Below are 18897 nucleotides of genomic sequence, written 5' to 3' on the forward strand. Positions count from 1 at the left end.
ATAAGGTGGCCTCATGCGAGTGGTGATCGCCGGCGGGCACGGGAAGATCGCGATGCACCTGGAGCGGCAGCTGGCCGCGAACGGTGACCAGGCGGTGGGCCTGATCCGGAACCCGGACCAGGCGGCCGACCTGCGGGACTCCAGTGCGGAGCCCGTGGTGCTCGACCTGGAGAGCGCTTCCGTCGAAGAGGTCGCCGAGGTCCTGAAGGGCGCCGACGCCGCGGTGTTCGCCGCCGGCGCGGGCCCGGGCAGCGGCATCGCCCGCAAGGACACCGTGGACCGCGGGGCCGCGGCGTTGTTCGCGGCGGCGGCCGAGCGGGCCGGAGTCCGCAGGCACGTGCAGATCGGCTCGATCGGGGTCGGCAAGCCGCCCCGCCCCGGTACCGACGAGGTGTTCGCCGCGTACCTGGAGGCGAAGGCCGCCGCGGAGGACGACCTGCGCGGGCGCGACCTGGACTGGACCATCCTGCGTCCCGGCCGCCTCACCGACGAACCGCCGACGGGCGAGGTCCACCTCGCCGACGAGGTCGACTACGGCGAGATCTCCCGCGAGGACGTGGCCGCGGTGATCATCGCGATCCTCGAAGAGGGCCGGACGTTCCGCCGCACCCTCGAACTGGTCGGCGGCAACACCCCGATCGCCGAAGCGATCGCGCGGATTTAGGAGCCGAGAACCCTTTCCAGATAAGGGTTGCTGAAGACACCGGCCGGGTCCACTTCGCGGCGTACGCGGACGAAGTCGTCGAAGTGCGGGTACAGCTTCTGCAGCGCCGTGGCGTCCAGGTCGTGCATCTTCCCCCAGTGCGGGCGGCCGCCGACCTCCGCGACGATCGCCGCGAAACCCGCGAAGTACTCGCGGTAGGGCATGCCGACGAACTGGTGGATCGCGATGTACGCGGAGTCCCGGCCGTGTGCGGTGGACAGCCAGATGTCGTCGGCCGCGGCGACGCGGACCTCCACCGGGAAGGCGACCGGGTTTTCCAGCCGTGGCACCAGAGCCCGCAGTTCCGCCAGCACGTGGTGCAGCGACTCCCGCGGCACGGCGAACTCCGACTCGACGAACCGCACCCCGCGGTGCGTCGAGAACACCCGGTGCGACACGTCCGCGTACTCCCGCGACGACAACGCCGCCGACGCGAACCGGCCCAGCGAAGGCATCAGCCGTGGCATGAGGCGACCCGTCCGGCACAGCGTGCCGAACGCGACGTTCTCCATGATCTCGTAGTCCACGAACTCCCGGAGCCGGCTCAGCGGCCGCCGCTCCGCTGTCCGGTTGTTGCGCTTGACCAGCGCGTTCTTGCCGTATGGGAACCAGTAGAACTCGAAGTGGTCGTTCTCCTCGGCGAAGGTGTGGAAGCCCTCCAGCACCTGCTCCAGCGGCTCCGGCCCTTCCTGCGCGTGCAGCACGAACGACGGTTCGCACTGCAGGGTCACCGTCGTGATCACGCCGAGCGCACCGAGGCCGACGCGCGCGGCGCTGAACAACTCGGGCCGTTCGTCCGCCGAGCACTGCACGACGGAACCGTCCGCCAGCACCAGTTCCAGCTCGACGACCTGGGTCGCGAGGCCGCCGAGGCGCGCGCCGGTGCCGTGCGTCCCGGTCGAGATCGCGCCCGCGACCGTCTGCGCGTCGATGTCCCCGAGGTTCGTCATCGCGAGCCCGAGCCGGTCGAGCTCTGCGTTGAGCCGCTTCAGCGTGGTCCCCGACCGCACGGTGACGCGGTGCGTCCCGGCGTCGACCGCTGCGATGCCGGTCCACTCGTTCAGGTCAATCGCGTCGGTTTCGGCGACGGCGATGGGGGTGAACGAATGCCCGCTGCCGCGCGGCCGGACGCGGTGTCCCGCGGCCGCGGAAGCGGCCACGACCTCGGCGATCTCGGCCACGCTGCGCGGCGAATGCACACGCTGGGGGTCGGCGGTCGCGGTACCCGCCCAGTTGCTCCACCGGTTCATCGCTTGCCCGTTCGTGTCGGAATGGCAGAAAGGTAAGTGAAAGATATTCGCTTTTCAACCCCGGTTGTCGTACCGTACTTCGCATGACCTCGCCGGACGTCTTCGACCTGGCCACGAAGGATCTCGATCCGCCACTGGCCGTCGTCGACCTGGCCGCGTTCGACGCCAACGCCGAGGACCTCGTGCGCCGCGCGAACGGTACCCCGATCCGGCTGGTCAGCAAGTCGATCCGCTGCCGCTACCTCATCGACCGCGCGCTGGCCAAACCCGGTTTCGCGGGGCTGATGTGCTACTCGCTGGCCGAGGCGCTGTGGCACGTCGAAAACGGGACCAGCGACGACATCCTCGTCGCGTACCCGACCGTCGACCACGGCGCGCTGCGCAGGCTGGTCCGCGACGAACGCGCCCGCGAGACCGTCACGATCATGATCGACTCGGTTGCGCACCTCGACGTCGTGGACGCGGCGGCGGGCCACGACCACCCGCCGGTCCGCGTCTGCCTGGAACTCGACGCGTCGTGGCGGCCGTTCGGGCTGGTGCACGTCGGCACGCGCCGGTCCCCGGTGTTCAGCCCCCGCCAGGCCGCGGACCTCGCGCGGAAAGTGGTGGCGCGCAAGGGTTTCCGGCTCGTCGGGCTGATGGCGTACGAGGGGCAGATCGCCGGGTTCCCCGACGCGACCGGGTCCCGCACCGACGGTGCGGTGCGCTGGATGCAGCGCCGCTCGGCCGCGGAACTCGCGCGGCGCCGGGCCGCGGCCGTGCGCGCGGTCCGCGAGGTGGCCGAACTGGAGTTCGTCAACGGCGGCGGTTCGGGCAGCATCGAACTCACCAGCGCCGAGCGTGCGGTCACCGAGGTCGCCGCGGGGTCCGGCCTGATCGGTTCGACGCTGTTCGACGGCTACACCCGGTTCCGGCCGCGACCCGCCGCGTTCTTCGCACTACCGGTTGTCCACAAGCCGACCAACAACATCGCCACGCTGTTCTCGGGTGGTTACATCGCGTCCGGGCCGCCGTCGAAATCGCGGCTGCCGGCGCCGTACCTGCCCGCCGGGCTGGAGCTGCTGCCGCTCGAAGGAGCGGGCGAGGTGCAGACCCCCGTCCGCGGAAAAGCGGCCCGTGACCTGCGGTTGGGCGATCGGGTGTGGTTGCGGCACGCGAAGGCGGGGGAGCTCGCGGAGCGGTTCACGCACTACCACATCGTCGTCGACGGCCAGGTGGTGCGCACCGTCCCGACCTACCGCGGCGAGCAGCAGAACTTCGGCTGACCCACCCCGGTTGTCCACAGGGGTGTGGACTACTCGCCCAGCCGGTTCGCGAGGTACAGCTTGATCACGTGCTTGGTCTCGTCGACGATCTCCTGATCGCCCTGCGGGTCCCGCGCGAAGGCGAACTTCAGCAGTGCGTCCGCCATCTCGATGGCCACCGAGACCGCGAGCGCGAGCCGCTCGCCCGGCGTCTCGATGTACCTGCGCACCAGCTCGGTCAGCGAGTCGGCGATGACCTTGTTGTTGTCGCGGCTGTCGTCGAGCAGCTGGCGGTCCACCACGTCACCGAAGTGGACCTTGGCGAAGCCGGGCACCGTGCGGTGCATGTCGAGGTAGATGTCCAGGATGGAGTCGACCACGTCCCACCAGTGCGACGGGTCCTCCGACGCGAGCCGCTCGCTGACCACGGCCATGAACCGGTCGAGGTTGCGTTGCGTCAGCGCCTGCACGACCGCGCGCTTGTCGGGGAAGAACTGGTACAGCGAGCCGACCGCGACGCCCGCGCGCTTCGCGATCAGCGTCGTGGTCAACGCGTCGTACCCGATCTCGTCGATCAGCTGGGCACTGGCGTCCAGCATCTGCTCGACCCGCTTCGCACTGCGCTGCTGCACGGGCTGCCGGCGCAGCGGGGTCGCCTGGGTGTCCGACACGTTGTGCTCCTCCTGTGCTTCTGAACTGCGACTTTAGCGTGCCGAAACGCTTCCCCCCGGTTGAGGGAACGGGCTATCGTATGAGAACTTTTCATGTTTGCTCGGCGAAAGGTCGTGCGGCAGTGGAAAACCTGATCTTCCCGGCGGATTTCGTGTGGGGCGTGTCCACCTCAGCCTTCCAGATCGAGGGGGCTCCCGGCGAGGACGGCCGTGGTCCGTCCATTTGGGACGGTTTCGGCCCGGAGCCCGCCGGCGACGCGACCGACCACTACCACCGCTACGCCGACGATGTCGCGCTGATGGCGGACCTGGGGGTGGACGCCTACCGGATGTCCTTCGCCTGGCCCCGCGTCCAGCCCGGTGGCTCCGGCCCGGCGAACCCCCGTGGCCTGGCCTTTTACGACCGCCTCCTCGACGAGGTGTGCGCTGCCGGGATCGCGCCGGTCGGCACCCTCTACCACTGGGACCTCCCGCTCGAACTGGAGGAAGCGGGCGGCTGGCTGAACCGGGACACCGCCTCGCGGTTCGAGGACTACGCGGCGATCCTCGCCGACGCCTTCGCTGATCGGGTGAAGATGTGGATCCCGCTCAACGAACCCGTGGTCACGACCGTCTACGGGTACGCGATCGGCGAATACGCCCCCGGCAAGGCATTGCTGCTCGACGCGCTGCCGACCGCCCACCACCAGCACCTCGCCCACGGGCTCGCCGTGCGGGTGCTGCGTGCCGCCGGCGCGACGAGCGTCGGCACCGCCAACCACCACTCGCCGGTGTGGCCCGCGAGCGGGAGCGAAGCCGATCGCGCGGCCGCGGACTGGCTGGACGCGCTGCTCAACGGGCTGTTCGCCGATCCCGTGCTGCTCGGCCGCTACCCGGAAGAGCTACTGCCGTACCTGCCGCCGGACTGTGCCGACGACCTGCCCGTGATCGCGCAGCCGCTCGACTTCTACGGGGTCAACTACTACGAACCGCAGGGCGCGGCGGCCCCGGGCGAGGGCAACCCGCTGCCGTTCGAACTACGCCCGATCGAGGGTTTTCCCCGCACCACCAACCATTCGCCGATCGTGCCCGATGGGTTGCGGGAGCTGCTCGTCCGCTTCGCCGCGAGGTACGAACTGCCACCGGTCTACGTGACCGAGAACGGGTGCAGCTTCGACGGGGTGCACGATCCCGAGCGCATCGACTTCCTCGAACGGCACCTCGCGGCACTGCGGGCGGCGATGGACGCGGGGGTCGACGTGCGGGGCTACTTCGTGTGGTCCCTGCTCGACAATTTCGAGTGGTCCAAGGGCTACGCGCCGCGGTTCGGGCTCGTGCACGTGGACTACGAGACGCAGCGCCGCACGCCGAAGGACTCCTTCGCCTGGTACCGGGAACTGGTGAGCCGATGACCGAAACGCAACTGCCCGCGGCGCTGGCCGAACCGGTCACCCGGGTCCGGCCCGGCTGGACGACCCTGTTGTTCCTCGCGAACATCGGGCTCTGGCTGGGGATCTACGCGCCGATCCAGATCCTGCTGCCCGAACAGGCCGAGCTGCTCGACGCGGCGGACAAGGAACTGGTGTTCGGGATCGTCACCGGCGTCGGCGCGGTCGTCTCGCTGATCGCGAACCCGCTGGTGGGCCTCGCTTCGGACCGCACGCGGTCGCGCTTCGGCCGGCGGCACCCGTGGACGCTGCTGGGGGCGGCCGTCGGCGCGGTGGGTCTGGTGGTGCTGGCGCTCGCGCCGAACGTCCTGGTGATGACCATCGGCTGGTGCGTCGTGCAGGCGGGGCTCAACGGGATGCTCGCGACGCTGACGTCGGCGGTGCCCGACCGGGTGCCGGTGGAGCAGCGCGCGCACATCGGTGGTCTGGTCGGGATCAGCCAGATGCTGGGCACGGTGCTCGGCGCGGTGCTGGTGACGGTGGTGGTCACGAGCCTGCCGGGTGGTTACGTCGCGTGCGCCGTGCTGGTGCTGCTCGGTGCGGCGGTGTTCGTGTTCCGGACCCCCGACCTCGCGCTGCCGAGGACTTGGCGACCCCCGCACGGCTGGCGGCAGGTGCTGGCGGAGCTGTGGGTGTCACCGCGTGCCCACCCGGACTTCGCCTGGGCGTGGAGCTGCCACTTCCTGATCAACCTCGGCAACAGCCTCGGCACGTTCTTCCTGCTGTACTTCCTCAAGGACGCCGTCCACTACCCGGATCCGGACACCGGCCTGCTGATCATGATGGGCCTCTACGGCGTGGCACTGGCGATCGGCGGGGTGGCGGTCGGGCACCTGTCCGACAAGACCGGCAGGCGCAAGCCGTACGTGTACCTGTCGGTGGTGGTGATGGCCGCGGCGGCGTTCGCGCTGACGACGTGGCAGACGTGGCCCGCGGCGCTGGCGGCGTCCCCGCTGCTGGGCGTCGGCTTCGGCGCCTACTGGGCGGTGGCGCTGGCGATCCTGACGCAGGTCCTGCCGAAGGCGCAGGACCGCGCGAAGGACCTGGGGGTCATCAACATCGCCAACCTGCTGCCCCAGGTCATCGCGCCCCTGCTGGCGACCGTCATCCTGGCCGACCTGGGTGGCTACCCGGCGCTCTTCGCGGCCGCTGGCCTCGCGACGCTACTGGCCGGAGGCGCCGTGGCGGGGGTGAAAACAGTCCGTTAGCGCGTTCCCCTTTGGCGCAGGTAACGGGACCGAACGGGCCCCAGGCGAGCTCGGCCGGCACCACGTCTCGGGACGCTCACGTTGGAAGGTGCACACCCAACGGAGGTTCCATGAGCGACAGCCAGCACCCGACGCGGTTCGGGGTGTTCCACCCGCCCTTTCACTCGCGCAACGAGAACCCGACGCTCGCGCTGCGGCGTGACGTCGAGTTGATGGAGTACCTCGACCACCTCGGTTTCGACGAAGCCTGGATCGGGGAGCACCACAGCGGTGGGTACGAGACGATCAGCTCGCCCGAGGTGTTCATCGCGGCCGCCGCCGAGCGCACGCGGCGGATCCGGTTCGGCACCGGCGCCATCACGTTGCCGTTCCACCACCCGCTGAACGTCGCGAACAGGATGGTGCTGCTGGACCACCTCACGCGCGGTCGGACCATGCTCGGTGTCGGTCCCGGTTCGCTCCCGGCCGACGCGCACATGCTGGGCGTCGACCTCGGCCGGGCGCGCGACATGATGGAGGAGTCGCTCGAAGCGATCGTGGCGCTGCTCGACGGCGACGAACCCGTGAACCGGAAGACCAGCTGGTTCGAGCTGCGGGACGCCCGGCTGCAGTTGCGGCCCTACACGCGCCCGAGGTTCGAGATCGTGGTGACAGCGGTCGCCTCGCCCTCGGGGCCGAGCCTGGCGGGGAGGTTCGGCGCCGGTCTGTTGTCGGCCGCCGCGACCCAGCCCGAGGGGTTCAACGCGCTGGCCTGGCACTGGGACGTGCTGGGGCAGCGAGCGCGGGAGTTCGGCCAGACCGTGGACCGGAGTTCCTGGCGCCTCGTCTGCCCGGTGCACCTCGCGGAGACCCGCGAACAGGCCGCGGCGAACGTCGCGGCCGGGCTCGAGGACTGGGTCCACGGCTACGTCACCAAGCTGACATCGGCGGCGCTGCCCGACATGAGCGGGGTGAGCGATCTGGTGGAGGCCGTGCGGCAGAGCGGGTTCGCCGTGATCGGCACCCCGGACGACGCGATCGAGCAGATCAACCGGCTCACCGAACAGTCGGGCGGATTCGGGTCGTTCGTGATCTTCGAGGGCAACTGGGCCGACCGGGCGGCGACCCTGCGTTCGTACGAACTGTTCGCCCAGCACGTCGCACCGGTCTTCCAGGGGTCACTGGACAGCCTCCGGGCGAACTACGACTGGGCCACCGCGCTGAAACCCCAGTGGGAACGCGAGTCGCAAGCGGCCCAGTCCGCGGCGTTCGCCAAACACGAGGCCGCGCCAGCGGCCGACTAGGAAGCTGCGCCCGTGTTGGTCCAACGTTCACGTGCCCAGCGCCCGGCAGGGTGAGGAACTCGCACCGTGGGGGTCCGGGGGGTCGCCCCCCGGAAACGATGACCGGCCCGCTCCGCCGCGAAACGAGCGCAGCGAGTGAGTGGGAGTGGGCCCGCGGGCCGGTGCCGGTCGGGGGAGGGGAGTGCAACGGCACCGGCCCGCGGAGTTTCGGGCCGCCCTGTCAGGGGCGGGTATCGGGGCCACCCGGTCAAGGGCGGGGCGGTCGCAAGCTGCGGTCTGCAATTTCGCAACCAGCGACCATGGTGATCAACATAGCGGCGGAGGGGACTGTCCGCCAGAGTCTGGAGCCAGGTTTTTACGATTAATCGACGAGCGGTCAGTGCGCTGCGACCTGCGGTATAAGCGCGTGGCGTCCCGTGGTTTCCGCCTGCGTGGGCTTCGGGGCGCGGGTCTGGGCGGGGACGTTCGCCCTGGTCCGGCGCCACGTGCGCCGCAGGTCCTGCTGGGGAGCGAGGCCGCCGGCGACCAGGTGCTCGTGGGCCACCTGCCACACCGAGCACGGCGCCTTGCAGCGGTGCCACCGGGTCGAGCAGGTGGGGCAGTCGCCCCGCTCGTCCGGTTCGTGCGCCGAGAGCATCGCGCGCCAGCCTTCGGTCAGCCGGGGGAGCTCCGAGCGGGCGACCGACACCAGCGAGTCCGTGTCGGCGCGGGTGGCGAGGTCGGCGAGCATGTCGAGCCGCTCCCACACCGCGTTGCGGAGCACCTGCCCAAGAATCTGGTCCACTTCAGAACTACCTTTCCGTCAGCTTCGCAGCTTCGTTGAGCGCCGCCCGCAGCTGGCCGAGCTGGCCCGCGGTCAGCCGCGCCGTCTCCCCGGGCGGTCCCACCAGCACCACCTGGTCGTCCTGCACGAGCACCGTCACACAACGTTCCCGGTTGATCATGTCGCCGCACTGCACGCGCCACACCAGCTGGCCGCCCTCGTAACGGCGCACCTGCGCGGCACGCGGGTCGGTCACGGCCGGCACCGCGGAGCGGGCCGCCGTCCTCACCGCCCCGACGCGGTGGTGAGCCTGGGCGGCGGTCGCACGTGCTGCCGGGATCGAGTCCATGAACTCCACCGCGTCAACTCCGCTCTGTCGGTCTCGGGCCTGTCCGGGTCTTTCGGTTGCTCTGTGTGATCGCGGGGTGTGCCCGCTCGCTCACGGAGAACTGAGAACTAGATTGCGATGAACCAGACGCGAAGAGAAGCCGCTGCGGCACGGGAGCGGCGACCGGCCCGGGGTACACGGTGAACGGTCAGGAGAGTTCGGCCGGGCTGATCAGACTCGGCAAAGTGGCTTTCGCGCGGTTGAATGAGAATGCCTACGCTGCGAATCGACGCCCGACGTGAACGGTGAGGGGGCGCAATGGACGCCAGTAGCACTGGGGACGCCCGGCAGGGCCACCCGATCAGCGCTGATGTCTGGGAGAAGCGGGAGATGCGCGAAGCGCTGGCCGCGCGCGAGATCAGCGCGGTCTACCGCAACCTCCGCAAGGAGGGCATCTCCCAGCGCCAGATCGCCGCCCTCACCGGACAGTCGCAGTCCGAGGTCTCGGAGATCCTCAAGGGACGGCAGGTCATGGCCTACGACGTGCTGGCCAGGATCGCGGACGGACTGGGCGTCCCCCGTGGATACATGGGCCTCGCCTACGACGAGGCCACCGAGATTCAGGTCGTCGGCGCGGCCGACGAGCAGCAGGCTGAGGAGGACGAGTCCGTGAAACGGCGGAACTTCCTCGCGCATGCCGCCCAGGTCACGATGGGGGCGGCGGTCTTCGGATCGTCCCCGCAGGCCTGGGGGGCGGCTCCCGCGAGGACGCCGGCGCCGGGCCACATCGGCATGACCGACGTGCGCCAGGTGGAGGCAGCGACGAGGGCGCTGCGGGCACTCGATTACCAGTACGGCGGCGGGTTCTGCCGGGACGCCGTGGTGGCGCAGCTGTCGTGGGGGCAGCAGATGCTGGACTCCTCGGCGACGACCCCGGTGAAGTCGAGACTGTTCGTGGCGCTGGCCGACCTGCACAGCCTGGCCGGCTGGACGTCGTTCGACACGGGCCTGATGGACTCGGCCCGCGGCCACTTCGCGAACGCGCTGGAGCTGGCGAAACAGGGCGACAACAACCCGCTGGTGGCCAACATCCTGTACCGGATGGGCCGCGTCTACCTGCACCAGGACGCCCCGAACGACGCGCTGAAGCTGTTCCAGCTGGGGCAGATCGCGGCGCAGGAGTCGGGTTCGGAGCTGGCCATCGCCGTGCTCGCGGCCAACCAGGCGTGGGCCTACGCGATGATGGAGAACGAGGACCAGGCGCTGAAGCTGCTGGGCCTCGCCAAGGACGAGTTCGCCCGCGCGAACCTCGCCGAGGCCGAGGACTGGGTGAAGTTCTTCAACGAGACCGACGTCTACGCGATGATCGGCACCGTGCACACGGTGCTGGCGCGCAGCGTGGACCTCAAGCACACGAAGTACGCGATACCGGCGCTGACCAGGGCAGTCGATGCCTATGGCGAGGACATGCAGCGCAGCAAGACCTTCAACCTGAGCGCGCTGGCGACCAACCACCTGCTCGAGGGCGACATCGACCACGGCGCCCGCGTCGGGCGGGCCGCGCTCGAAGCGGCCGAGGGCCTGAAGTCCGCCCGCGTGCGGGACCGCATGCAGCCGCTCAAGGAAGAGGCGGAGAAGCGGAAGAACAACCCGGACGCGCGCGACCTCGCCGAGCGGCTGGGCATCTTCTTCGCCGCCTGAACCTGCCGCGAAAGGTGGGTGCACGACCATGCCTACCGCGACTCTCGATGGCCGTTTCACCAGGGAAAAGCTGGCCGGTGCGCTGACCGCGGCGGCCGGGCTGCTCGGGCTCGACCCGAGCGGTGCCCGGCTGCTGCGGTTCACCAACAACGCCGTCTACCGGCTGGCGAGCGCACCCGTCGTGCTGCGCATCGTCGGCTCCCGCGCGCTGCGGCACCGGGTCTCCCGGGTGGTGACCGTGGCGCGGCACTTCGAACGGCACGGGGTGCCGGCGATCCGCCTGCTGCCGGGTGTCGAGCAGCCGCTCGTCGTGGGCGAGCACCTCGTCACGGCCTGGGAGTACGTGCCGCCTGCCGCGCGCAGGGCGTCCGCGAAGGACCTCGCGCTGCTGCTGCGGCGCGTGCACGAGCTGCCCGTGCCCGACGGCGTGGGCGAGTGGGCGCCGCTCGCCGACGTGCGGGCGCGGGTGGCCGACGCGGAGGAGCTGGACCCGGGCGACCGGCGGTTCCTGCTGCGGCGCTGCGCCGAGGTCGAAGCGGCGCTCGGCGAGCTGGAGTTCCCGCTGCCCAGCGGCCTGATCCACGGCGACGCGCACCCGGGCAACGTGATCGTGGGGCCGGACGGGCCGGTGCTGTGCGACTTCGACTCGACGACCCACGGGCCGCGCGAGTGGGACCTGACGCCGCTCGCGGTGGGCCGTGAGCGGTTCGGGGACCCGGCGGGCCGGTACCGGATGCTGGCCGACGTCTACGGCTTCGACGTGGCCGCCTGGGACGGGTTTCCGGTGCTCAGGGCGGCGCGGGAGCTGAAGCTGACGACGAGCGTGCTGCCGATCCTGCGCAGCCACCCCCAGGTGCGGGCGGAGCTGCGGCGCCGGCTGGACGACCTGCGGGCCGGGCGCATGGCCGATCCCTGGGCGCGTTACCGCTAGCCGCAGATCGAGACCGTTCGGTGACATTCGCCGCTGACAGGGGACCGCTCGTCGTTTGTGCAAATGCACGTGCATTGAGTAATAAATTCGGCTCGACTAGTCACCCTGATCGGGCGAGTTGCTACTCCCCGCTTGCAAATTGCGGCTACAGGGTGTTATGAGACGGGCGCCCGGGTCAGCACGACGGCGAAGCCGAAGGCCAGCCCCATGACGACGAGCTCCAGGCTCGCCCACGAAGCCAGCGCCGTCCGCTCGTGCCGGACGATCCGGGGCATCAGCCGCCACCGCAGGTTCGCCGCCAGCACGCCGATGGCCACCGCGCACACCACCTTCAGCAGCACCAGCTGCCCGTAGGCCGTGGTGAACAACGCGGGGAAGAACCCGATCGTCGGGTTCAGCAGGATCTCGACGGCGGCGTTGAACAGTCCGGTGACCACGGTCAACGCCAGGCACAGTGTCGCCAGCCTGGAGAACCGGGGCAGCGCGTGCGCGAGCAGCGTCCGGGTGCCGACGAGCAGCACGACCATCGCGCCGAGCCCGCCGGTCCAGGCGACGGCGCTCATGACGTGCAGCTCCATCGAGATCATCGTGTAGTCGTGGTAGTTCCAGTTCGCCGCGTGCCCGGTGACCGGCAGCGGCAGCAGGGCGAACAACGCGAGCCCCACCCGCACCTCGGCGGGCACCTTCTCGCCGTGCCGCAGCGTGAGCACGCCGAGCCCCGCGTGGGCCAGTGCGAGCCCCGCGACGACGAGCAGCGCCTTGCCCGCGCCGATCTGCCCCACGTAGGCGGCGATGTCGCCGAAGGACACCGTCTTCGAGCGAGGGCGGAACTCCACGGTCTGCAGCAGCAGGGTGACGATCGCCGCGGTGGCCCAGACCAGTGCGCTCGCCACCGCGGCGGGCCGGGCCAGCGCGAGCACGGGTTCGGTGAGCTTCGGCCGGTCGTACCCGACCAGCACCGACAGCAGGCCGAGCCCGACGGTCGCCACGGCCGCGAGGTCGAGCAGCACGCGGACGACGGGGATGGCGACCGAGACCACCGCGCCCGCGTCCGTGACGCCCGGCACCGGGCCGGTGGCCGTCAGCGCGACGCCGACGAGCACACCGGCCAGCGCGGCGGCGACCGTCGCGACGGCGGTGGAGTACCGCGTGGGCGAGGTGGTCTCGGTCTTGCTCACTGCGTCTTCTCCCGACCCGTCCTGAGCGCCAGGGTCAGCCCGATCGCCAGCAACACGACCGCGCCGAGGATCCACACCCACACCGGGACCCCGCTGCCGCCCGAGCCGTCGTCGGACTGCTGCGCGGCTCCGGTCGCGGCACCGGCGGTCGCCGGGGTGCCGTTACCGGCCTTGGTGAGGGTGAACGTGTACTCGCCCTCCACCGGGTGCCCGTCCGCGGACAGGATCCGGTAGCCGACGGTGTACGTCCCGGCCGGGCCGAGCGGCCGCACCGGTGCGCTCACGACATTGCTGTTGATCTCCACCGTGCCTTCCGCCCACTGCGAGCGGTCCGGGCCCAGCACCGACACCTGGTTGATGTCGCCGCCCTGGACCGGTGCGTCGAAGGTGAGCGTGATCCTCGCGGGCCCGGTGTCGAGCGCGGCGCCCTTCGCCGGGTCCGTCGAGATCAGCACGTTGTGGGCGAGCGCCGGGGTGGCGGTGGCGACCAGCGCCGCCACCGCCACCACCAGCACGGTCAGTGCCTTGCGCATCTACTTCGCCGTCCTGCGGCTCCGCAGCACGGCACCGGCGCCGGCGCCGAGCCCGAGGGCACCGACCACGAGCCCCGCGCCGCCGAGCCAGCGGGCGGTGGTGTCGGCCGACGTGGTGCTCGCCGCCTCACCCGTGGTCGAGGTGCTCGCGGTGTGCGCGTCGTGCCCGTCGCCCGAGGACGCCGCCGCCAGGTGGACGGTCGGCGCGGGGTGTTCCGGCTCCTCGCCGCCCGGGGCCTCGACCTGGTCCCAGTTCACGACCTGACCGTTGTCGTAGGTCTGGATCGCGGGCAGGACCAGCTCGTCCACGTTGGACGGCAGCGAGTACGCGGTGATCTCGAACTCCTGGAACTGGCTCTCGCCCTTGGCGATGCCCGAACCCGGCTGTGCGGTGAACACGACCTTGGTGACCGGCTCGGTCACGTCGAGGTTCTTCCCGTCCTTCACGGGCGTGGGCAGCGTGGTCTTGACCACCTCGGCGGTCCAGCCCGGGACGGGCTTGTACCGCACCGAGCTGATCCCGTACTCGGGCTTGATGTCGATCTCGACCTTGGTGGTGCCCGCGTCGGCCTCCTCGTTGGGCACGCGGAACACGATGGCGCCGCTGCCGCCCTTCTGGGGTTCGGCGCCGTAGATGTTGGCGGTGACGTGCGCCGACGCGATGCCGGCGCCGAGCAGGCCAGCGGCGCCGAAGGCGGTCGCCAGCACGGTCGCGCGCAGTGCGCGGTGGTGGGACATGGGGTGTTCGCTCCTGAACATGACGAAGGGATCCGGCGTGCGGGTGACACGCCGGTGAGGTGACAGGGGTTCAGGAGCGGGCGGGCGGGCCGCGCCGCCCGTGCACCCGCCGCAGCAGCACCGAGACGAGCGGCACGTCCGGCGCGGGAACGGGCACCGGCACCGGGCCCGCGGCGACCGGCGCCGGGTGCCACACCACGGGCAGCAGCAGCCACAGCCGGGCGACGCCGACCCGCAGCATCGACTCGGCGTGCGAGAGCAGCCCGGCCGTGAGCGCGGTGGCCACGGCGTGCGCGAGGTACATGCCCGGTGTGGCGGTGCCGTGGTCCATCAGCCCGGTGAGCACGAGGTGCATGGCGAGCTGCGCTGTCCCGAGGACGGCGAGCACGCCGAGCGGCCCGCGGGTCCGTTCGGCCAGCGCCGAGCCGATCCAGCCGATCAGCGCGGTCAGCAGGAGCGTGAGCGCGGTGTCGGGCAGGCCGCCGTCGGCGAGGGCGTGCGCGGTGATCGCGAGCCCCGCCGAGGAGAGGGCGAGCAGCGCTCCGCGCGCGACGCGCGACGCGCCGTGTCGTGCCCGGGGCCTGTTCACCGGCCCAGCGTAGGAGACCGTCGCAAAGCCGCGGTAAGCCCGTGCCGTGTGGTGAACCCAACGTTTGGGTACATCCCGGAAAAATTGTGCACAACTGTTGTCTTCCCTGGTCAGCCGTCGTCCTTGTGGGTGACACGCGCGGTGCTGACCAGGGCGGGAAGTTGCTGATCACCGAGGAATGAGGAACGGTGATCAAGCCAAGAACCGGCTCCTTCGCTACGCCGAAAGAGTGACAAACCGGAGGGAGGCCGCCCCGCGTGAACCTGTTCGACTACATCGCGGACCGGTGGAGCAGACTGTCGCTGCAGGCCTGGCTGCACGTGAGCGAGGTCGTCCAGGCGACCGTCGTCGCCGCGGTGCTCGGGGTGCTGATCGGCGTGGCGGTGTACCGCAGCCCCATCGGCTCGGCCCTCGCCACGGCGCTCGCGAGCACGATCCTCACGATCCCGTCCTTCGCGCTCATCGGCCTGCTCATCCCCGTCGTGGGCCTGGGTGTGGCGCCCAGCGTCATCCCGCTCGTCGTGTACGCGCTGCTGCCGATCGTGCGCAACACCATCGTGGGACTGTCCGGAGTGGACCCCGCGGTGACCGACGCGGCACGCGGCATCGGCATGAACCGCCTGCGCGTGCTGACCCGCGTCGAGCTGCGGCTGGCGTGGCCCGCGATCCTCGCCGGGATGCGCGTGGCCACGCAGATGCTGATGGGCATCGCGGTGATCGCCGCCTACGCCAAGGGGCCGGGCCTGGGGTCGGAGGTGTTCTCCGGGCTCACGCGCGCGGGCAGCGCCAACGCCACCAACCAGGCGCTGACCGGCACGATCGGGGTCGTCGTGCTGGCGCTGATCCTCGACGGCATCTACGTCCTCATCGCCCGTTTCACCGTTCCGAGGGGTGTCCGTGTCTGAAACGATCGCCAGTCCGTCGTCCGCCGCGGCGGAGAACGCCGTCTCCGGCGTCGAAATCCAGCTCGAGCACGTCACGAAGCGGTACCCCGGTTCGCGGCAGCCCGCCGTCGACGACGTCACGATGACCATCCCGGCCGGCAAGATCGTGATCCTCGTGGGGCCGTCCGGCTGCGGCAAGACCACGACGATGCGGATGATCAACCGGCTCATCGAGCCGACGTCGGGGAAGATCACCATCGGCGGCGAGGACGCGCTGAAGCTCAACCCCGACCGCCTGCGCCGCAAGGTCGGCTACGCGATCCAGCAGGCGGGGCTGTTCCCGCACTTCACCGTCGCGCAGAACATCGCCGTCGTACCGGGGCTGCTGGGCTGGGACAAGAAGAAGGTCAACGACCGGGTCGAGGAGATGCTGGACCTGGTCGGGCTCGACCCGGCGCAGTTCCGCGACCGCTACCCGCGCCAGCTCTCCGGCGGTCAGCAGCAACGCGTCGGCGTGGCGCGGGCGCTCGCCGCGGACCCGCCGGTGCTGCTGATGGACGAGCCGTTCGGCGCGGTGGACCCGATCACGCGCGGCAACCTGCAGGACGAGCTGCTGCGCCTGCAGTCCGAACTGCACAAGACCATCGTGTTCGTCACGCACGACTTCGACGAGGCGGTCAAGCTCGGCGACAAGATCGCGGTGCTCGGCCCGCAGTCGAAGATCCTGCAGTACGACACGCCGGACGCGATCCTGGCCAACCCCGCCGACGACACGGTCGCCGGCTTCGTCGGGGCCGGCGCCTCGCTGAAGCAGCTGACCCTGCTGCGCGTCCGCGATGTGGAGCTGCGGCAGAGCACGGTGACCGCGAGCGTCGCCGACGCGCCGGCCGACCTGCACCGGAAGCTCACCGAGCAGAACGAGAAGTACGCGCTGGTGCTCGACCAGCGGCGGCGCCCGTTGCGCTGGGTCCACGTGCGTGACCTGCGGAACGCCTCCTCGCTGGCCACGGCCGGCAAACCGCTCGGTGACTCGGTCAGCCTCCAGTCCACCCTGCAGGACGCGCTGGAAGCCATGCTCGTCGAGGGGGGCGCGGTGCCGGTGACCGGTCAGCGCGGCGAGTACGCCGGGATGATCGAGATGGACACGGTGATGGCGGAGATCCAGCGGCTGCGCGAGGAGCACACCGAGTCATGACCACGACCGTAGAAAGCGGTTTCTCCACCGAGTCGGGCTCGCGCCGCGCGGAACGCGGGCGGTTCATCGCCCAGCCGGTCGCCGTCGTGCTCATCGTCGGTGCCGTGCTCGCCTGGGCGCTCACCCGCGACAACGACGCGATCGAGGCGGAGAACCTCAACCTCTCCACGCTGCTCGCCGACACGTGGCGGCACCTGCTGATCACCGTCGCCGTGGCGGCGATCGTCGTCGGGGTCGCGGTGCCGCTCGGCATGCTGCTCACCCGTGGCTGGGCGCGCCGCGTCGCACCGGTGTTCCTGACCATCGCCAACATCGGCCAGGCCGCGCCCGCGCTCGGCATGATCGTGTTGTTCTTCCTGTGGACCAACTGGGAAGGCTTCTGGTGCGCGGTGCTGCCGCTGGCCTTCTACTCGCTGCTCCCGGTGCTGCGCAACACGATCGTCGGCATCGAGGCCGTCGACCCGGCGCTCACCGACGCCGGCCGCGGCATCGGGATGTCCGGCGCGGGGGTGCTGTGGCGCATCGAGATGCCGCTCGCGGTGCCGCTGATCCTCGCCGGGCTGCGCACGTCGCTCGTGCTGGCCGTCGGGACCGCGACGCTGGCGTTCTTCGTCAACGGTGGCGGGCTCGGCGAACTCATCGACACCGGTTACAAGCTCAACCGGATCCCCGTGCTCATCACCGGTGCGGTCCTCGCGGTCGGGCTCGCGCTGCTGGTCGACTGGGTGGGCGCGGTGCTGGAGGAGGTTTTCGGACCGAGGGGGCTCAAGTGAAGCACCGGCTGAAGGCGTTGTTCGGCGCGGTCCTGCTCGCGTCGTCGCTCACGGCGTGCGGGCTGAACGTCAACGCCGCACTGCCCTACGACGTGAAACCCGGCACGATCCGCCCGGTGCCGAGCCTGGAGGGGCTGACCGTGACGGTCGGCTCGAAGGACTTCACCGAGAACATCATCCTCGGCTACCTGGCCGAGCTGGCGCTGTCCGCGGCCGGGGCGAACGTCATCGACCTGACCAACATCAGCGGGTCGAACAGCGCGCGGCAGGCACTGCTCAACGGGCAGATCGACCTGTCGTGGGAGTACACCGGCACCGGCTGGATCTCCTACCAGGGCAACACGCAGCCGATCCCGGACGAGCAACGCCAGTACGACGCGGTCAAGGCGGCCGACGAGCAGCAGTTCGGCATCACCTGGCTGGACTACTCGCCGCTCAACGACACCTACGCCTTCGGCGCGCGTGAGGCCTACGCGGCCGAGCACAACCTCAAGACCAATTCGGACATGACGGCGTTCCTCAAGGAGCACCCGGACCAGGCGGTGTTCTGCGTGGAGACGGAGTTCGCCAGCAGGCAGGACGGCATGCCGGGCGTCACGAAGACCTACGGGTTCCCGACCACGACGGTCAAGACGTTCGGCACCGGGGCGATCTACTCCGCGGTGGCGAACAACACCTGCAACTTCGGCGAGATCTTCACGACGGACGGCCGGATCGCCGGGCTGAACCTCCGGGTGCTGGACGACGACAAGAAGTTCTTCCCGCAGTACAACGCCGCGGTGACGATGAAGAAGTCGTTCCTCCAGGCGCATCCCGCGCTGGCCGACGTGCTGGTGCCCGTCGGCAAGGCGATGGACAACAAGCAGATGGTCGAGCTGTGCAAGCAGGTCGACGTGGACGGCAGGGACGCCGGTGAGGTCGCGCGCGACTGGATGGTGTCGAAGGGCTTTATCAAGTAAGGCCGAGGCGGCGAAGGATTTCGGTCTCCAGCCGCTCCAGCTCCTTCGCCACCGCCTGGTGCGCGGCCTTGCGGCGGGACGCGGGCATCCGCTCCGCCGCGCGGACGGCCGCGGTGAGCTGCTGCAGCGTCGCGTGCGCGTCGGCGGCGAACTTCCGGTCGTCGTCGCTCGCGCGCTCGGCACCGCGGAGGTCGGCGAGCGCGTCGGACACCCCGGCGATGCGCGCGAGCAGGCCGGCGCCGCGGCCGGTGAACTCCGGCAAGCGCTCGACGGGCACCCCGATGCGCCGGGCCTGGTACCGGTCGTAGCCCTCGCGCACGGCGGCCGCCACCTTGATGGCGACCGGCGCGAGCACCGGTGCCACCGCCGGTACCACGACCTTGGCCACGGAGACGGCGTTGCGGGCCCTCTTCGGTGTGAGGCCCTTCTCGACGGAGTCCTTCTTGCGGCTCATTGGGTAAATGTAGCGGCGCGGAGCGCCTCCGTTGAGGGTGGCGGTGGGGAAGCGGCTGGCCCTACTGCATAACGGACGTCCGGAC

The 18897-nt window shown here is 70.5% G+C and carries 20 protein-coding genes; 11 read left to right on the top strand and 9 right to left on the bottom strand.

Annotated features, from left to right (window positions below; genetic code table 11):
- Nucleotides 1-13: 13 nt before the first annotated feature.
- Nucleotides 14-664, top strand: a complete 651-nt coding sequence (locus BMZ92_RS13335) for an NAD(P)H-binding protein (RefSeq protein ID WP_091506797.1) — start codon at nt 14-16, stop codon at nt 662-664.
- Here the strand turns inward: BMZ92_RS13335 and BMZ92_RS13340 are convergent.
- Nucleotides 661-1953 carry a D-arabinono-1,4-lactone oxidase gene (locus BMZ92_RS13340; RefSeq protein WP_091506799.1) on the bottom strand — a complete coding sequence of 431 codons (1293 nt, stop codon included), beginning with the start codon at nt 1951-1953 and terminating at the stop codon, nt 661-663. The two genes, BMZ92_RS13335 and BMZ92_RS13340, sit on opposite strands and share 4 nt — an antisense overlap.
- A gap of 83 nt (nt 1954-2036) precedes the next feature.
- Between BMZ92_RS13340 and BMZ92_RS13345 the strand changes: the two genes are divergently transcribed.
- Nucleotides 2037-3218: an amino acid deaminase/aldolase gene (locus tag BMZ92_RS13345; RefSeq protein ID WP_091506802.1), complete on the top strand. Its 1182-nt coding sequence runs from the start codon at nt 2037-2039 to the stop codon at nt 3216-3218.
- Between the two features lie 29 nt (nt 3219-3247).
- On the opposite strand, the gene BMZ92_RS13350 is transcribed toward BMZ92_RS13345, so the two are convergent.
- Nucleotides 3248-3868: a TetR/AcrR family transcriptional regulator gene (locus tag BMZ92_RS13350; protein ID WP_091506804.1), complete on the bottom strand. Its 621-nt coding sequence runs from the start codon at nt 3866-3868 to the stop codon at nt 3248-3250.
- A 122-nt stretch (nt 3869-3990) separates the two neighbouring features.
- Between BMZ92_RS13350 and BMZ92_RS13355 the strand changes: the two genes are divergently transcribed.
- From BMZ92_RS13355 to BMZ92_RS13365, 3 genes are all read left to right on the top strand, one after another.
- A complete protein-coding gene (locus BMZ92_RS13355) occupies nt 3991-5259 on the top strand; it encodes a GH1 family beta-glucosidase (RefSeq protein ID WP_091506806.1) in 1269 nt (422 codons plus the stop codon).
- Nucleotides 5256-6503 (top strand): MFS transporter, encoded by a 1248-nt coding sequence (locus BMZ92_RS13360; protein WP_091506809.1) that lies wholly within the window; start codon nt 5256-5258, stop codon nt 6501-6503. Before BMZ92_RS13355 ends, BMZ92_RS13360 begins: the two co-directional genes overlap by 4 nt.
- A gap of 110 nt (nt 6504-6613) precedes the next feature.
- Nucleotides 6614-7786, top strand: coding sequence for an LLM class flavin-dependent oxidoreductase (locus BMZ92_RS13365; RefSeq protein ID WP_091506811.1), 1173 nt, complete (start codon nt 6614-6616; stop codon nt 7784-7786).
- Nucleotides 7787-8162: 376 nt separating this feature from the next.
- Here the strand turns inward: BMZ92_RS13365 and BMZ92_RS13370 are convergent, their stop codons facing one another.
- Both BMZ92_RS13370 and BMZ92_RS38160 read right to left on the bottom strand, forming a co-directional pair.
- A complete protein-coding gene (locus tag BMZ92_RS13370; protein ID WP_091506813.1) occupies nt 8163-8570 on the bottom strand; it encodes a hypothetical protein in 408 nt (135 codons plus the stop codon).
- Between the two features lie 7 nt (nt 8571-8577).
- Nucleotides 8578-8907, bottom strand: a complete 330-nt coding sequence (locus BMZ92_RS38160; RefSeq protein WP_091506815.1) for a hypothetical protein — start codon at nt 8905-8907, stop codon at nt 8578-8580.
- Nucleotides 8908-9195: 288 nt separating this feature from the next.
- Here BMZ92_RS38160 and BMZ92_RS13380 point away from each other — a divergent pair, with 288 nt between their 5' ends.
- Together BMZ92_RS13380 and BMZ92_RS13385 are read left to right on the top strand one after the other, a co-directional pair.
- Complete coding sequence (locus tag BMZ92_RS13380) at nt 9196-10578, top strand: helix-turn-helix transcriptional regulator (protein WP_091506817.1); 1383 nt, start codon at nt 9196-9198, stop codon at nt 10576-10578.
- Nucleotides 10579-10606: 28 nt separating this feature from the next.
- A complete protein-coding gene (locus tag BMZ92_RS13385; protein ID WP_091506820.1) occupies nt 10607-11509 on the top strand; it encodes a phosphotransferase enzyme family protein in 903 nt (300 codons plus the stop codon).
- Nucleotides 11510-11664: 155 nt separating this feature from the next.
- On the opposite strand, the gene BMZ92_RS13390 is transcribed toward BMZ92_RS13385, so the two are convergent.
- The 4 genes from BMZ92_RS13390 to BMZ92_RS13405 form a co-directional block, all read right to left on the bottom strand.
- Entirely contained in the window at nt 11665-12687 is a 1023-nt protein-coding gene (locus BMZ92_RS13390) for a copper resistance D family protein (protein WP_091506821.1), read from the bottom strand.
- Entirely contained in the window at nt 12684-13220 is a 537-nt protein-coding gene (locus BMZ92_RS13395; RefSeq protein ID WP_091506824.1) for a copper resistance CopC family protein, read from the bottom strand. Before BMZ92_RS13395 ends, BMZ92_RS13390 begins: the two co-directional genes overlap by 4 nt.
- Nucleotides 13221-13958, bottom strand: coding sequence for a YcnI family copper-binding membrane protein (locus BMZ92_RS13400; protein WP_091506827.1), 738 nt, complete (start codon nt 13956-13958; stop codon nt 13221-13223).
- 70 nt (nt 13959-14028) lie between these two features.
- A complete protein-coding gene (locus tag BMZ92_RS13405) occupies nt 14029-14547 on the bottom strand; it encodes a hypothetical protein (protein WP_091506829.1) in 519 nt (172 codons plus the stop codon).
- 257 nt (nt 14548-14804) lie between these two features.
- Between BMZ92_RS13405 and BMZ92_RS13410 the strand changes: the two genes are divergently transcribed.
- From BMZ92_RS13410 to BMZ92_RS13425, 4 genes are read left to right on the top strand one after another with little or no spacing between them, the layout of a single operon-like run.
- Nucleotides 14805-15452, top strand: coding sequence for an ABC transporter permease (locus tag BMZ92_RS13410; protein ID WP_091506832.1), 648 nt, complete (start codon nt 14805-14807; stop codon nt 15450-15452).
- On the top strand, nt 15445-16626 hold the full coding sequence (locus BMZ92_RS13415) for an ABC transporter ATP-binding protein (protein WP_425425804.1): 1182 nt from the start codon (nt 15445-15447) through the stop codon (nt 16624-16626). The genes BMZ92_RS13410 and BMZ92_RS13415 overlap by 8 nt, the downstream gene beginning before the upstream one ends.
- On the top strand, nt 16623-17399 hold the full coding sequence (locus tag BMZ92_RS13420) for an ABC transporter permease (RefSeq protein ID WP_091506834.1): 777 nt from the start codon (nt 16623-16625) through the stop codon (nt 17397-17399). Before BMZ92_RS13415 ends, BMZ92_RS13420 begins: the two co-directional genes overlap by 4 nt.
- A complete protein-coding gene (locus BMZ92_RS13425; protein WP_091506836.1) occupies nt 17396-18358 on the top strand; it encodes a glycine betaine ABC transporter substrate-binding protein in 963 nt (320 codons plus the stop codon). The genes BMZ92_RS13420 and BMZ92_RS13425 overlap by 4 nt, the downstream gene beginning before the upstream one ends.
- Here BMZ92_RS13425 and BMZ92_RS13430 read toward each other — a convergent pair.
- The gene (locus BMZ92_RS13430) at nt 18351-18812 is read right to left on the bottom strand and encodes a DUF6474 family protein (RefSeq protein ID WP_091506838.1); all 462 of its coding nucleotides are present in this window, start codon (nt 18810-18812) and stop codon (nt 18351-18353) included. The two genes, BMZ92_RS13425 and BMZ92_RS13430, sit on opposite strands and share 8 nt — an antisense overlap.
- Nucleotides 18813-18897: the final 85 nt, after the last annotated feature.

This window comes from Amycolatopsis sacchari (assembly GCF_900114035.1).
Taxonomy (GTDB): Bacteria; Actinomycetota; Actinomycetes; order Mycobacteriales; family Pseudonocardiaceae; genus Amycolatopsis_E; species Amycolatopsis_E sacchari.